Genomic DNA, 15,828 nt, shown 5'->3' with positions numbered 1-15,828 from the left:
TACTTCTATGGCTTCTAAACACGCTAATAATCACGATCATCGAATCCACACCTCGTATGAGCGCTTGGTTAATCTGCAATCACAGGTTCAGTCGTTTTCGTTGTTGCCACATTTAGTTGCTCAATCGCGAATGTCAGGACGACATGGTTCGCCTTTTCGTGGGCGTGGTCTTAATTTTGAGGAGCTTCGCCACTATCAAATGGGCGATGATATTCGCAACCTCGATTGGAAAGTCACCATGCGCACAGGCAAGCCCCATGTTCGCACTTACACAGAGGAAAAAGACCGCAACTTTATTCTCTGTGTTGACCAGCGCAGTGGGATGTATTTTTCCTCCGTCGATACCATGAAATCTGTGGTTGCTACCGAGATAGCAGCACTGTCCGCGTGGCGCATTTTAAAAGATAACGATCGGGTCGGTTTTATTATTAGCCGATCGAATCAGATTGAATATCTAAAACCGCAACGCTCTCAAAATCATTTGTTACACGCTCTAAAACGATTGAATGACGCGAACCATACGTTGGATATCGCCAGCGAGGATAGTGAGCGTGCGAACTTTTCTTCAACCATTCGAATGCTAGGAAACCTAGCGCTCAAGAATGCCACCATTTTGTTTATCAGTGACTGGTCAGGCGCGACTGAGTTTGATTTGGATAGGCTCAAGTACCTTCAGCAGCACAATGATATTTTGAGTGTGGTGATTTCCGACCCATTGGAAGCTGCTTTACCAGCCGATATTTTAGATTCTGCTTCGTTGGTGTTTGGAGATGGAAAATATCAGCTGAGTGTGACGGAAAAAACCAAATTGAACAAAGCGAACCAAGGTTTAAAAGCACACGCTCATCATCGCCTGGAAAAGCTTGAGCAATTGATGGCTATGAAGCGATTGCCCGTTATAGAACTATCAACAGATGGCCAGCATATTGATGCCTTCAAACGAGCTGTCGGAGGCTTTACATCATGACCCAAGTTGCCCCGAGTTCCTATATTCTTCGCAATATGTCAGAAGTCCCAAATCCTGATGCCATCTCTTGGTTTCCTCAAACCTTGGGTTGGCAGGTTTTGGCCTTGTTGATTGTTGCCTTCATCATTTACAAATTCGCGCTCGCATATTGTAACAAGCAGATGCAGCGTTATCGAAAAGAAGCAAAGCAGGTATTGGAAATGCATCGCCACACCGATGAAATGCCACTGGTTTGCTACGACGTGCTAAAAAGCACGTTTCACTATTTGTATCCAAACCAGCCACAGCAATTTAACCGAGCTTGGCTATCGACCTTGGGTCAAACATCAGGCGCAAATCTATCGAGCGAACTGGATCTAGATTTAGGCGCAAAGTGGCTGAAAACGCTGGTCACTCGATCCGTAGTATTAACTGACCAAGAAGCTAAGCAGGTTTACAACATGGTTTGTCTTTGGGTTGATAAACATACGACACCAACATGGCTTAAGCAACATTGGTCATTGAGTGCCACGATTTCGCGAGCCTTGAACAAAACCAAGCGTCTTATTTCTAGCGCAATGGGAGAGACGTCATGAGTTGGGACAGTCTTTCTTTAACTCATCCTTTATGGCTACTGCTGCTACCACTGCCGATCTTAGTTTATCGATTAGTGCCTGCGTACAAAACGAAGCAGAGCGCCATTAAGGTACCGTTTTTCCAAAGCCTATTAGACATTCTTGGGGAAGAGCCTGAGCAGGGCGCAAGCCAGCTAAACCCGTCGTGGTGGCAACGGGCTATTTTGGTTATATCGTGGATATTATTAGTTTTCGCAATGACCAAACCGACCGTGTTAGGTGAGCCTCAAACCCGTGAGAAGCTCGGTCGTGATGTTATGGTTGCCGTCGATCTCTCCGGGTCGATGTCTGAAATGGACTTTCTATCACCGGATGGACAAGCTATTTCCAGACTTGACGCAGTAAAAGGTGTACTAACGGATTTTGTCGCAACGCGTGATGGAGACCGTCTTGGTCTGATTCTTTTTGGTGATGCCGCCTATTTGCAAACCCCATTTACTGCAGACCACGATGTTTGGCTTGCACTATTGAACCAAACCGAAGTGGCGATGGCAGGGCAAAGTACTCACCTAGGGGATGCGATTGGCCTTGCGATTAAGGTGTTCGAGCAATCACAGGGGGAAGCTGAACGCGAAAAAGTGGTGATCGTGTTAACCGATGGCAATGACACAGGAAGCTTTGTTGAGCCCAAAGATGCCGCAACGGTAGCGGCAGCGAAACAGGTACGGATTCATGTTATTGCGATGGGTGATCCAGAAACCGTTGGTGAACAGGCACTTGACATGCAAACCATAGAAAACATTGCTAATTCATCAGGTGGTCAAGCATTTCAGGCGATGGATCAAGAGGCCTTGCAACAAGCCTATCAAGCCATAGGAGAGCTGGAGCCGAAATTGTACGAAAGCACACAGTATCGACCGAAACAAACCGTTCACCAATACCTAATGATGATCGTCGTTGTACTGTATTTAATCGCATTTTCGGCGGCAACGATACGTCGTTCCTTGTTCACAGCGAATCAAAATGCAGAAACTAAACAGCAGGAGAGCGAGTCATGAGCAGTTTGGCTATTGAGCAGTTCTTCTCTCAGTTTCATTTTATGCGCCCGATCTGGCTATTAGCGTTTGTTCCGCTGGGATTATTGCTGCTACTTCGCTGGCGCCGAGAAACAACCGCTGCTTGGAAAACGATTATCCCCGAGCATTTGCAAAAGGCACTCATCATAGGAGAGCAGGGCTGGAAGAGTCAGCTACCACTCAAGTTGCTTAGTGCTATTTTAAGCATTGCTATTGTTATTTGCGCAGGGCCCACATGGGAGCGTGAAGCTTCTCCATTTGGCGAGGACCAAGGGGCGCTTGCCATTGTGCTTGATGTCAGCACATCTATGGTTCAAACAGACCTACCGCCGTCACGTTTAGAGCGAGCAAAATACAAGATTCGAGATCTATTGGAAGCGAGAAAAGGGGGCAAAACGTCGCTCATTGTTTTCGGTGGCAGTGCTCATACTGCGACGCCGATGACACAAGACAATCAAGTCTTCTTGCCATTCCTCAATGCGATCACACCTGAAGTGATTCCAGTGCAGGGAAAGAGTGTCCAATCGGCAATACCTGAGCTTCAATCACAGTTAAAAAACTATCCTTCGGCTTCGATTTTGATTGTTTCTGATGGTGTCTCTCAAGAAGGGATCAAACTCTATCAAGATGCTTTTCAAGACACGAATCAATTGGTGATGGTATTGGCTGTGGGTAACGATGCTATTCATAGTAGCTCGGCGACCGACTGGGACAGTTTGAAGCAACTGGCCAGTGCAACCGATGGTCGTTACTACGCATTGACTACGGACGATAGCGATATCAACAGTATTGCGTCCGATGTTGAGCGTCATATGCAGATCTCGGGAGAGTCGGCGATGCCGTGGCGGGACATGGGATACTACCTAGTGTTTCCAGTGATGCTGTTGGCGTTGCTGTGGTTTAGAAAAGGTTGGTTGGTTCAATGGGCGATTCTTGCCACGTTAATCAGCCCCAATATTTTCCTAAATCAAGCCCATGCAGAGACAGTTTCCGCTGTTGCAAGCAGCGAACAGATCACAGAGCCGAAATCGGCCGTCGAAGAACTTTGGGACAGTGCGACACAAACTTGGATGGATTTATGGCTGACACCAGAGCAGCAAGGCCAGTGGTACTTTAACCGAGGGGAATTCATCAAAGCGGCAAATCATTTTCAGGAGCCAATGAATAAGGGCATCGCTTTTTACTATGGACGCGATTTTGCCTCGGCGCAGTCCCAATTTATACAAGTACAGGGCGATGAACGAGCGGTTCTTTATCTAGGAAACACCTTAGCAAGACAACGAGAATATCTTGCAGCACGAAATCTCTATAAAGATCTTATCGAGAAAACCAAAGATGAGAGTATCGCTGCGGTGGCAAAACAAAACTATCAAGCCATGAGTGAACTGGTGGATGAGATTAATCGTGTCAGTGAGAGCCAGTCCGGCACCACAGATGGTCCAGAAGAGTCTATGGAGCTTGGAGACAACCCAAGAACGGCTGACGGAGCTGAAGAAAATACCGCCTCAGAGCTGATGTTAAAAGAAACCTTGAACGCGAACGAGATATTGGGAAGTGAGGAACTTGCAGATAAATGGCTGCGTAAAGTTGAAGCAGACCCGAAAAACTTTTTGCGAAACAAATTCCAAATCCAACTTCGTGAGCATGGGAGCCAGCAATGAACATCGTTAAGTTAGCGAAACTCTTTACTCAAGCGGGTTCACTGTTATTTCTGGCCTTGATGATCTTGCTAGTCCCGATTTCGGCGCAGGCGAGTATGACTATCAATCAGTTGCAAAGAGAAGGTGGCGTAGAGATAACCTCTTGGCTTAGCAAAGGTGACAACGCATCCGAGCCGGCCGCGATACGCGAACAAGTTATTCTTTATATCGAGGTTGCCACACCGAGGTGGTTTACTGGCGGTACGCGTATCTCTGGCTTTGGTATGCCGGATTTGATTGTGAAGCAGCGCAATCAACTTGCAACTAACTACACGGAACGTAAAGACGGTCAGACATGGTCGCGCCAACGCTGGGAAATAACCTTATATCCTCAGCAAAGTGGAGAATATCGATTACCCAAAGTGCCCGTTAGAGTTCAAGTATCGGCTCCGGATGGTTCAAATGTCTCTGGGACACTGTATACCGAACCGATGTCACTGTTTACTTATCTTCCGGATGCGTCGTTTACTCAAGACGAAGCTTGGTTCTCTGCCAATCATGTCAAAGTGCAGGAATCCTGGAGTGCGTCGTCCGAAGATCTGCATGCAGGAGACAGTATCGTAAGGACTCTCGAAGTTGAAGCTGACGACACACTCTCTATTATGTTGCCGCCACTGAGTGATGACAGCATTGCTGGCGTGAAAGCGTATCCGAAACCCAGTGTCTTATCAGACAGCCAAACGCGCGGCGTATACAAATCAAAACGAGTCGATGAGGTCACTTACATTGTTACCACAGGCGGCGAGGTGGTTTTTCCAGAGCAAGTCGTTCGCTGGTGGGATGTCGAAACGCAATCTGTACAGACTGTGACTTTGGAAGCTAAAAAAGTGCGGGTTGCTCACACTTGGCGTTCACTTTTCAATACGTATAAAACTGAATTCGTTATACTTTCGATTATCGCCTTAGCGCTGTTACTGGTTTTGAGATTGACTTATCGATTCTTTAAAACTCACCCGACCCCACCTTGGTGGGAGTTGGCTCAAGCGATTCGTCATCGTGATTGGCCGAGTGTTAGGCGTTTGATTTACAGAAAAGGCCGCCAAGTGAGCGGTGAAGTCGAACTCAAAAAAATGCGCAGCGATGCTTCTTGGCAACAAGCCAGTCAAGGGGTGCAAGATGATAGGTTAGATGCCTCGCAAAGTCGTTGTATGTGGCGTCAACTAAAGGACCCGAAGCCGAGTTACTTAAAGCACGCCTCACCAAAGGCTGGTTCACCAAAGTCTAGTTTTCTAGAACATAGCGCTTCGAGAAAAAGCGAGAGTCAATTCGTACTAAAAGGTTTAGATAGGTGGCGAAAACCGAGCTAAGCCTTTGCAGGTGATAAAAAGGTAATAATGAAAAACACCGAGCTCAACCTTATCCCAGTCTTTGTAGCCATCTATGAAGAGCAGAGTCTATCCAGTGCCGCGACACGTTTAGGTATTAGTCAGCCTGCGGTAAGTAAGGCACTCAAGCGATTACGAGAGATATATGAAGACTCCTTGTTTCATCGCAATGCCAGTGGCGTAGAGCCGACGACGTTTGCCAATGACATCTATCCAGCATTGGCAACGTCGCTTAAAAACTTCAATTCAACCCTAGAGGCTTCCCGAGACTTTAATCCCAAAACGTCAACCAAGACGTTTTCTATTGCTTCTGTTTCTGCCGCGAACTATGCCGTGTTGCCTGAACTGTTAGTAAGATTTGCCAAAATTGCACCCAAGGTGTCGCTGGAAGTTCACCCGCTATTTACCGAAGATCATGAGTCCGATCTGCGATTGCAACGTTATGATTTAGTCATTGATAGAACGCGTTCTGATGTGACTACACTAAAAACCAAAGAGATCTTCAAAGAGAAGCTCTATGTGGTTGCTGCCAATGATCATCCCAGACTAACTGGCGAGACAATAACAACGGACGAATATTTGGCCGAGCAACACGTCGTTATGTCTCGTTGGCAGACTCGTCAAAGTTTCTTTAGTGAAAAAGACTTTCCAGAGTTTGGTAAACGAAAAATAGTGTATCGTGCGCCCGGTGAAGTGGACATGCTCCCCGTGATCAGTCGAACGGAAGCCATTGGCCTTGTCACCCATTCGACGTTTACTAAGTTCTCACAAGGTTTGAACGTCAAAGCGTTACCAATGCCATTTGGCGCCTCTGAACATGGGCTAAGTATGGTGTGGCACCCAAGCCGAAATTCTGATTCCGCACATCAATGGCTGCGAAATCAAATTGCTAAAGTGGCCAACACCGTTAGTCAATAATTTATCTAGGAAGTAAGGAACGCATTTGTGATCAAGTGGGGTGTGATGGGACCAGGAAGGATTGCCCATAACTTTGCCAAAGGCATCGCTGTGACTGATGGTGCTGTCATTCAAGCGGTCGCGAGTAGAAACGAGAAGCGCGCTACGCAGTTTGCCGGTCAATATCAGATTGAAACCATCTATTCAGACTATCAAGCACTAACACAAGACCCAGAAGTCGACATCATCTACATTGCAACACCTCACGCCTTTCACTATGAGCAAGCCTTAATGTGCTTGAATGCTGGAAAGGCTGTAATGTGCGAAAAAGCGCTGACGATAACCGCCGAGCAATCTCGCTATTTGCATCAAGTGTCGAAAGAGCAGGGCGTGTTTATTATGGAAGCGTTTTGGTCTAAGTTTTTGCCTGCCTGGGAGCAAATACAGCACTGGAAACTAAAGATTGGCGATATCAAACTAGTTCAATCCAACTTCTGCTTTAAAGCGGAACGCAACTACAGCGATCGTTTGTTCGATCCCATTCAGGGTGGGGGAGCACTGCATGATATTGGTATTTACAATATCGCATCGTCGAATTATGTTTTTGACCAGTTGCCAATACAGTGGCAGGTTTTAGGAACTGTGGGTGAGACAGGTGTTGAAGAGAGTGTTTCCGCAGTGTTGGAATATGAAGGCGATAGCCGCGCCACATTCACCTGCAGCTTTAACGTGACTACCCCAAACACCATGACGATCTTTGGTGAACATGGTCGAATTGAAATAGCGGAGCCATTCTTTGGTGCTGAGAAAGCTACTCTTGTAACCGATAGCGCCAACGAAGTGTTTGAAATACCTCATGCAGGCGCAGGATTTGAATACCAAATTGCTGAAGCGAATGCATGTTTGCAACTTGGCAAAATTGAGAGTGGTAAGCATCCGATGCAAGCGACGATAGATACGCTAGAAATTATTGGCGAGATGCGAAGATCGTTGGGTATCGGAAGACAATAAAGTTTGATCGATTCCAATACAGATTGTCACTTTTACTCTGTCAGTTCACTTAGCAGAGATTTATGTGAACCAGCTATAGCAAACACGCCTTTGCCCCAAAACGTGTTTAAGCGCACTTCCTTGAAGATAAGGTTAATTGATTGACTGTCTCGGACGCGGTTAATATTCAAGCAATGAAAAGTATGCCTCCCCAATTGTTATAATAAATTCGACAATGCTCTCTTTTTGTGTCGGTCGATTTTTATAGAGTACTTCTTTTTATGCGCTCAGGAAACACATGGCACAACCTCAAATACTACTTACGCGGCTAGATGACATTGGTCGCTCGCTTGACAGTACAGGACGAGCTTTAGCGTTACTTGGACTAGGTAGCGTGGGTTTGGAAACCGATCGACTTGATCAGTTCAGCGACCTCGACTTTTTTCGCTATCGTTAGACCTGGATCGAAACAACGATTTTTAGACAGACTCGATTGGTTAAGCAATATCAACGAAATTGCCTACAGCGTTCGTAACACTGATGATGGTTACAAAGTACTATATAGCGACGGAATATTTTGTGAGTTCGCAATCTTTGAGCCACAAGAACTAGAGAATACAACCTTTGCTCCTGGACGTATTGTATGGCAAGACGCAAGTTTTGATGCCAGCATTAGTCAACCAAGTGTGGAGCGTGCCTCTGCGCCCAAAGCTAACCCTAATATTGAATGGCAACTTGGTGAAGCACTCACAAATCTCTACGTTGGTATGGGCCGAGATTGTCGCGGTGAAAAACTGTCTGCGATGCGCTTTATTCAAGTCTATGCGCTGGATAGGATAATAGATCTTATCAATTTGCAATCTAATCCTACAGAAGTTAATCAAGACCCCTTTATGACTGACCGTAGATTAGAGGCTCGTTATCCTGATTTCTCCGAACAATTAGCGAGTTTTGCGCAAGGCTATGGGCGTAATGCAGAGTCTGCACTGTCTCAACTTGAGTTCTTAAGCAAACATTTTGTAATAAATAGTGAAATGAGTGCAGCCATTATGAATTTGTGTCGACAATCATAGGGGTTATCATCATTTGATCTTGTGAGGATGAGTAAATCTGGCTATATGGCTGAATGTATGCACAAACTGAATTCATTCGTGAAATGCTAATTTAGTAAAGTCACTGGCACGTTTTTGCCTCAAACTTTGCTAAAGGCGCTGATCGTCAATTTCCTCTCAGAACATTTTGCATTGAAAAAACTAATGATAAATTTCCACTGAGAAGTAACCATTTTCAGTGGTTTTAATTTGTTGAGATCGAATAAAAGAACGCTGTTCAGTCTTAATTCGTGCTTTGTGACGTACTTTTTCAGGAGGAAAAACGCTAACAGTTGCTAGGGCAACATTAAGTTTAATAATTTATCAAGCACATAAGGAAGAAAACAACTAGTGAATGTAATTCACTTCAGCCTGAAATCTAAGTAACTTTTTTCAATTAAATCAAAGAGCAATAATTGACTCATCAAGTTAAGTGTCACACGAAGACGCTTGAATAAAAATTGCAAATACTCTTGAGGGGTCATTATGAATCAATATAAAAAATCACTAACGCTCTTAACCTGTGGGGTTCTTCTAGCGAGCACACCATTAACAGTAATGGCAGAAGAAGAGTTTCACGATGCGGATCCACGAAACACCAGTTGGCGAGGCGGCATAGGGGCTTCAAATGAGGGTGAGATAAAACTGGCTGTTGGTGGAGGTGGTTCAAATCTTTTTGATACTGACTATCAGACACAAACGAATGTTTTAATTGAATACTACACAGATTCAGAAAATGCCCGACTTCGTTCCGCACACTTTGATGAGCGATTTGGTGGTGTTTACATTGACTACAATCATATTAGCGATGCGATTGACTTCTATTCGGCAGGTTACATGCTTCCGTTGGATGCTGGCGATAACTTAATGCTTTTTCCGTCGGTCAATTACACTTATGTGGATTTCGATACCGATGGTTTAGCGAAAGTGGCTAATGAAGCATGCAATTTCGCAAACTCTTCTGTTGTGAATGCCTGCGGCACCCTTGAAGGACTTGGAGGAGCAAGTGCAACGTTGATTGAACAAGTGATCGGCAATGACGACTCGGCTCACATGGGGTCTGTGAACTTCTATGCTTTAAAGCCATGGAACGCTAACCACTATACTGTAATCAACGCCAATCTTGGGTCTTCGTTTGATGGTGTTGAAATGAATGTCGCTAACTTAATGTGGTTACAAGGTATCAAGACAAAGTTGGGTGACAACATTCTAAATATCTACTTTGAAGTAAAGTACGATGTAATTGAAATTGAGCCGACTGGCTATACTGCGATTAACAATTCAACATTCAAATCTGAAGAGACCACGGGTACCATCGGCTTTGATTTCCGTTTCTAATCACGGTGAAAATTTTCGCTTGCATGTCAATTTCATGTAAGCGAAACCGTTTCTTTGTTATTCACTTTTCTGCCGTGAACATTGAAAGATCTAGGCAAATGACTCTCTGATCACTCCCTTTAGCCACTGGACCCCCATATCTCTTTCCGTTGCGTTGTGATTGATTAAATAAAGCGGGAGAAGATCACAGTTAAACGGCAAGTCAAAACGTTGAACCAAGTTTAGCTCCTTGGTTTTATCATACAGGTACTCAGGAATGACACTGAGCCAGTCACTTTCGGAAACCATAAAAATAAGATTCATTGCAGCTGTTGAACCATATGTCACGTTCACATTAGGCACTTTATCCTGAATAAGCTCCTCAAATGTATTTCTATCAATATCTGGTCGACTCCAACCAACATGTTCTTCATTAAGGAATGTCTGAAGCGTCAGATGTCCATTGACTCGAGGGTGGTCCTTGTTGGCAATCGCAACCATTTTATCTGTCGCCACTTGTTCAACAACAAAAGAGCGATTTTCAGAGTTGACGAATGAAATAAGCACATCAGCCTTACGCATACTTAATGCGTTGTTAAAAATTTCTTCGCGGTTTTCACTTCTATACTTGACGATATTCACATTGGGTGCTGCGCGCTTTGAGATTTTTAATAATTTTTGAAAATACCAGAGGTCGAGGTCTGAATCTCCTGCGATAAAAAAGGTTCTATCACTTGTCTCTGGGTAAAATGTTTCAAATATTTTTTTGGTTCCTTCAAGAGCTGTGAGGTGTGGTGATACTTCTTTGTAGAGTTCCACTGCGTATGTTGTTGGCTTTAACCCTCTTCCCTCTCTGACGAAAAGCGGGTTGTTATACTCATTTCGTAATTTGCTGAGCGCATGACTGACCGCTGATGAAGTAATGTGCATTATTTCAGACGCACCTCGGACACTTCCCGTTTTATAAATTGCAGAGAATGTTTTGAGTAAATTTAAATCAACCATAGTACGACTCTACCGTTTCGAAGCTTTATTTAAGCGTGAATGAGGTTCATTTGACTTTTCCTGCAATCAGCTCTGAGACCATGTTTTTTAGCCAAACATGCAGGCTATGATTGCGGTTTTTTTGCAGCACAGAAATAGAGAATGGGACTTCAATCGTTTTTGAGAAACTCAGGTCTATTCTTTGAAGAAGATCAGGATAGCGAGCAAGATACATTTTTGAACCGACTAAAATCGTGTCTGAGGTTGATACGATATTCACCGCCGTTTGCAAGTCGCCACATCGTAGATCGATAACATATTCTCTCTCCGTTATCATTTCAGCTTGCGATTTAATCTTCATCCCATTTTCAACTTCAGTCCCTATGCAGACAGCAAGATCAAATTGATCGAGCTCTTGTGGCGTGTGGGCTCCATTGGCTAACGGGTGCTGTTTTCGTCCATACACGCAGAGCTCGTCAACAAACAGTTGCTTGCTGTATATCTCTTTAGGTTGGTCTAGGATTTCATGATTCAGTGACATGTGGATATTGCCATTGAGCAGGCCATTCATCGTGCCTGAATCGCAATTGTCGAGGCGGAGTTTTACATTAGGAGCTTCAGATTTTATTTTGGTATAAAGCTCGGTACCAATGAGTTCAAGCGCGGAAGGGTGCAGGGCAATGCGTAGCTCTTCAGTCAAATGAGCAGGGTTAAAAGACTCTTGGGATTGGAACGTCAATAATAGAGCCTCAAGTGCATTAGGCATTCGAGAGTAAAGGTGATCAGCATACTCTGTTGGGGCTAATCCAGATTTTGTCTTAGTAAACAGAGGGTCGTCTAAGGTGTCTCGAAGTTTTTTCAATGTACGGCTAATAGCCGATTGACTCAACCCTAAACTTTCGGCGGTTTTAGTGGTGTTTCGTATTTGATACAACGAGATAAACACTTTTAGATGATGTATTTCCAACTGTTCTAATCTATTTAGCTTCATAAAAACCTACAAAAAATCCGGCCTATTGAGTATAAAGCCAATGTGGGTCAAGTTGACCCACATTGGCGTTCATACGTTAATTTTTATCTGCAATACTTTCTATAGTATGGGCAATATCTTAGATTAAGTTTTGTAATTAAACAGCACACCAAGGTAATGAATCGCGGCATCATATTCACCTTTTAATTGGCTATTTGCAGGCTCATCAAGTGAATAAATGATGTCTGAGCTACCACCGTAATAGTACTCGTAATATAACTGCATGCGTAAATCCGTGGTTATGTCTTTGCTTGTACCAACCCCAAACTTCCACACTTCGCCGGTCGGGACATCAGGAGCCTGTAAAGTTGGATCATCTTGTGGCGAGCTCTCATAAGTGACCCCCGTCTCTAATCGCCATTGAGATTCAAGGTTATAGTGCATACCAAGGCTCAAAGAGTAGGTATCTTCCCATTGTCTGTTAATCGCGGCACTGGTGTTAGGCAAAGTGATGGTTGTTTCTTTAATTTTGCTAAAATCGCTCCAACTTGCGCTCCATAGGGCAGCCGTTTTTGTGGACAGAGCATGATAACCACTGATACTGATAATGTTAGGCATGACGATGTTAAAAGATGCCGGCTTGAGTAGGTTATCGCCTTTAAAATCACCATCCATATCATGACTGATTTCAGAGCGATAAAAAGCGCCAAATCGATGGGCTTCATTGAGCTCGTAAAAAGCACTCAAGGTATAGCCAAACTCGACACTTTCTCCGCTGCCTGTTAACTTTCGCTCATTGTTGCGAGAGGTCATGTTCTGTTCGATTTTACCAAACTCACTGATCAAGCCAACACCCACGGAGAGTTGCTCGTCGATTTTGAACGCAAGACTTGGATTAATCTGTACGGTCATTAACGAAGTATCGGTGACAAGTTGAGCACCCGAGAAGTTACTTCCGTAATCAAGCGCTGAACCACCCGCAGCGGCAATGGCCAGACCGAAGGAAACCGTATCATTGGCTGGTGTTACCCAGTAGAAAGAACCCGCAGGCATAGTCGTTCCAGCTTCGCTATAGTGCTCTCCACCAGCAAAAGCCCCCGTAGAGCCGGTATCGGTGTAGTTGATATCTGAAATAACCCCTTCAAGGTTAAATGCAATCGTGCTTTGCTCAATGTTAGTCATGCTTGCTGGGTTAGCAAAAGCCGTTTCAGCACCTTCGGCAATGGCTTGTGCACCTGCGCCTGCTGTGCTGACACTCATCATGCCCAGTTCAGGAAACACATAGGCGGCAGAATGGACATGCGTGGAAAGTAACGCCGAAATAAGCGCAGTTAAATATGTATATCTCATGGATAAATTTCTCAAAATTTGGGTGTAACTTAGCGCTGTATCGAGTGATATCAGCGCTTAAAATGGGGTTGGTTACAGAGCGTTTAGATACGACTTATACGAATGAAGCCGAACTGTTGCTGCTCCTATTACGTCAATAAAACCAAGTAAAGGGTGAGGCTTACTCGCGGCTATCCATGCTGAACCTGTTGCCCCAATAGGGATGACTTTCCCTTCTGGCTCAAATATTTCGAGTATGATCGTTCGTCCATGAGTACTGGTATTGGAACCGACATGCTGCCTAACACTCTGAGGGCCTTGAATCGGCGACACAGAGGCTTCACCTGTGCCGGCGGTAAAGCTATGAACTCTTGCTCGAAAGACTTCACCGGGGTACGCACCCACATAAAACTCAGCAAACTGTCCTGTTTTTACGTAACGGAAGGTTTGATCGGGAATGCGCATCTCCATAAATTTTCGCGAAGTATCATAAATGTGCATGTTACCGACACGGCTGCCATTAGCGATGTTGACTACCGATACTTGACCATCAAATGGTGCTGTCACGGTTTTACGATCTTGAGTGAATAGAGCTCGCTTTAAATCCGCGTGAAGTGAGGTCAATTTTGCTTCTGACACCCTCAATTGAGATTGATAATCTTCAATATCACGAGCCTTAAAAATAGAGGGAGATTGCTTACTACGCTCTATATCACGTTCCATTTGGGCAATGAGTTCATTTTGTTGAACGATTGCCGATTTAGTTTGCTCAATGATCGCCTCTGAGTCGGTATCAACGAGTGTATAAATGACATCACCCGCTTTTACCATTTGGTTATGGTCGACGTAAATTTGATCAACTTGCTCGCCAATAAGAGGGGATAAAATCGAGTGAGGTGCTTTGACCGTTGAAGAGTAAGAAAAGTCGACAGGAGCCCAGAGCCTTGAAACAATGCCAAGAAATACTAGGATGAAAGCACCGCCCGAGATGATCCAAAACGCGCTTTTTAATGTCCACCTAATAGCCCCTGTTGAGACAAGTATCCACATCAACAAAATATAAGGGATCATAATTTCTTTCATTGTGAGACCTCACTTTTTGTCGTGTTTGTATTTGATGTCACATCATTTGTACGTAGCCCATTTCGAATTATCTAGCTCAAAGAGGCGCTGATATATTTCCAATTTGCAAATGCAATGATGACGGCAACAACCCACCACGCTTTATGAATGAACAAGCCACATAAAGAGAGAGCGGAAACCAATTGGATATGGATGCTCTTATTGTTCTGCTCTTTGTGCACGGCAATTTCGTGCAATTGCCAGAATAGGTAACCGACAAAGCATACAAAAGTAATGGTGACAGCAAAGAGGTAGCCACTAAAGTACTCGCTATTGAGTAGTAGCATTATGGTTTCATTGGGGGTATTTGTGAAAAGTGACATTTCAATGTCTTTTGAGTTAACCCTCCCCATGGGAGCCAGTAAATACGCACCACCAAGCATGACTATCATGAATAATACGAATTTGGTTAATACTATTAATATTGTCGAGATGACAGTGAATATTTTCTTAATGATATTCATATTTTGCCCTTTATACCTAAAGACAGTTTAATTACTTAGTTGATCCATCCGATAATTTATGGTTTTCTCGTTTAGGCATACATTTAGGGATAAACGTCAGTACAGAAGTTTACCCCTAATGATTATCGAATAAAGTCCGCGTCCTTATAAGCAGGATTAGGGTATGTGTAAAAACCCTCATCTCCTTTAACACCTAACTTGTTCTGCTTAACATAGTTTTCATCTAGGTATTTTGCACGAGCGAGTGCAGCCTCGTCGTTGAGTTGCTCTCCCCATAACCTGTTAATATCAGCAGCAAGAGAGAGTCCAACGATATCCATCACGGCGAACGGGCCTCTTTCAACGTTGTGAGCCAGCATCCAGGTTTTATCGACGCTCTCAAAATCCGCCACTCCGTTCACGACTAAGTCAAGTGAAGCATTGATCCACGGAATCATGACAGCATTGATGATGTATCCGCTCTGTTCTTTATGCAGCGGAATAGTCACCATGCCCATTGCTTTGCTAAATTGACAGATAACTTTGTATACCTCAGGGCATGTTGTTGGGTGCCCCATCACCTCACCGATACGGCTGTCCCATACCGTATTACCGAAGTGTAAAGCTAGGAATTTTTTTGGGCGGTCAATGCTATCGACAATCTGGCTTGGAACCAAGGTTGAGGAATTCGTAGTGAAAATGGTTTTCTGAGGGGCAAGCTTAGACAGCTCTTTATAAAATGACTGCTTAATTTCAACAGACTCTGGAATGGATTCACTAATTAAATCTGCATCCTTCACTGCCTCTGATAGATCAGACGTATATTTTAGCCGAGCAAGTGCTTCATCAACTTGTTCTTGAGAGGCGCCACGCGTTGAAACAAATAACTCTGCGTACTCCTTATGGAGTGTTTTGCTCTTATCCAGTTCCTTATCAAAATAATCATAAACCGTGACTTCAAAACCGCTGAATGCGATCTGCCAAGCAACCTGAGAACCAAGAAGTCCCGCACCAGCAATCGTTACATTGTTAATATTCATAATATTATCTCTAGTGACTCATC

The 15,828-nt window shown here is 44.2% G+C and carries 14 protein-coding genes and 1 pseudogene; 9 read left to right on the top strand and 6 right to left on the bottom strand.

Annotated elements, in window-relative coordinates; genetic code table 11:
• Nucleotides 1-7 precede the first annotated feature (7 nt).
• From PG915_RS16390 to PG915_RS16350, 9 genes and pseudogenes are all read left to right on the top strand, one after another.
• Complete coding sequence (locus tag PG915_RS16390; protein WP_353499497.1) at nt 8-967, top strand: DUF58 domain-containing protein; 960 nt, start codon at nt 8-10, stop codon at nt 965-967.
• Nucleotides 964-1,542: a DUF4381 domain-containing protein gene (locus PG915_RS16385; protein WP_353499496.1), complete on the top strand. Its 579-nt coding sequence runs from the start codon at nt 964-966 to the stop codon at nt 1,540-1,542. The genes PG915_RS16390 and PG915_RS16385 overlap by 4 nt, the downstream gene beginning before the upstream one ends.
• Nucleotides 1,539-2,579, top strand: a complete 1,041-nt coding sequence (locus PG915_RS16380) for a VWA domain-containing protein (protein WP_353499495.1) — start codon at nt 1,539-1,541, stop codon at nt 2,577-2,579. The genes PG915_RS16385 and PG915_RS16380 overlap by 4 nt, the downstream gene beginning before the upstream one ends.
• Nucleotides 2,576-4,258 carry a vWA domain-containing protein gene (locus tag PG915_RS16375; RefSeq protein WP_353499494.1) on the top strand — a complete coding sequence of 561 codons (1,683 nt, stop codon included), beginning with the start codon at nt 2,576-2,578 and terminating at the stop codon, nt 4,256-4,258. Before PG915_RS16380 ends, PG915_RS16375 begins: the two co-directional genes overlap by 4 nt.
• Nucleotides 4,255-5,604 (top strand): hypothetical protein, encoded by a 1,350-nt coding sequence (locus tag PG915_RS16370; protein WP_353499493.1) that lies wholly within the window; start codon nt 4,255-4,257, stop codon nt 5,602-5,604. The genes PG915_RS16375 and PG915_RS16370 overlap by 4 nt, the downstream gene beginning before the upstream one ends.
• Nucleotides 5,605-5,631: 27 nt before the next feature.
• On the top strand, nt 5,632-6,540 hold the full coding sequence (locus PG915_RS16365) for a LysR family transcriptional regulator (RefSeq protein WP_353499492.1): 909 nt from the start codon (nt 5,632-5,634) through the stop codon (nt 6,538-6,540).
• A gap of 27 nt (nt 6,541-6,567) precedes the next feature.
• Entirely contained in the window at nt 6,568-7,530 is a 963-nt protein-coding gene (locus PG915_RS16360) for a Gfo/Idh/MocA family protein (protein WP_353499491.1), read from the top strand.
• Between the two features lie 277 nt (nt 7,531-7,807).
• Nucleotides 7,808-8,582: pseudogene (locus tag PG915_RS16355) on the top strand (hypothetical protein).
• A 504-nt stretch (nt 8,583-9,086) separates the two neighbouring features.
• Nucleotides 9,087-9,938 carry a hypothetical protein gene (locus PG915_RS16350; protein ID WP_353499490.1) on the top strand — a complete coding sequence of 284 codons (852 nt, stop codon included), beginning with the start codon at nt 9,087-9,089 and terminating at the stop codon, nt 9,936-9,938.
• Between the two features lie 90 nt (nt 9,939-10,028).
• On the opposite strand, the gene PG915_RS16345 is transcribed toward PG915_RS16350, so the two are convergent.
• The 6 genes from PG915_RS16345 to PG915_RS16320 all read right to left on the bottom strand — a co-directional run bounded on the left by PG915_RS16345 (nt 10,029) and on the right by PG915_RS16320 (nt 15,805).
• Nucleotides 10,029-10,922 (bottom strand): LysR family transcriptional regulator, encoded by an 894-nt coding sequence (locus PG915_RS16345; RefSeq protein ID WP_353499489.1) that lies wholly within the window; start codon nt 10,920-10,922, stop codon nt 10,029-10,031.
• Nucleotides 10,923-10,968: 46 nt separating this feature from the next.
• Nucleotides 10,969-11,892, bottom strand: a complete 924-nt coding sequence (locus PG915_RS16340) for a LysR family transcriptional regulator (RefSeq protein WP_353499488.1) — start codon at nt 11,890-11,892, stop codon at nt 10,969-10,971.
• 123 nt (nt 11,893-12,015) lie between these two features.
• Nucleotides 12,016-13,221 (bottom strand): OmpP1/FadL family transporter, encoded by a 1,206-nt coding sequence (locus PG915_RS16335; RefSeq protein WP_353499487.1) that lies wholly within the window; start codon nt 13,219-13,221, stop codon nt 12,016-12,018.
• A gap of 72 nt (nt 13,222-13,293) precedes the next feature.
• Complete coding sequence (locus tag PG915_RS16330; RefSeq protein WP_353499486.1) at nt 13,294-14,283, bottom strand: efflux RND transporter periplasmic adaptor subunit; 990 nt, start codon at nt 14,281-14,283, stop codon at nt 13,294-13,296.
• 71 nt (nt 14,284-14,354) lie between these two features.
• On the bottom strand, nt 14,355-14,786 hold the full coding sequence (locus tag PG915_RS16325; protein ID WP_353499485.1) for a magnesium transporter: 432 nt from the start codon (nt 14,784-14,786) through the stop codon (nt 14,355-14,357).
• Between the two features lie 122 nt (nt 14,787-14,908).
• A complete protein-coding gene (locus tag PG915_RS16320) occupies nt 14,909-15,805 on the bottom strand; it encodes a 3-hydroxyacyl-CoA dehydrogenase (RefSeq protein WP_353499484.1) in 897 nt (298 codons plus the stop codon).
• Nucleotides 15,806-15,828: the final 23 nt, after the last annotated feature.

Origin of the sequence: Vibrio sp. CB1-14 (assembly GCF_040412085.2) — a bacterium.
Taxonomy (GTDB): Bacteria; Pseudomonadota; Gammaproteobacteria; order Enterobacterales; family Vibrionaceae; genus Vibrio; species Vibrio chaetopteri.
The sequence above is the reverse complement of the archived record's forward strand: the minus strand, read 5'-3'. Positions and strand labels throughout refer to the sequence as shown.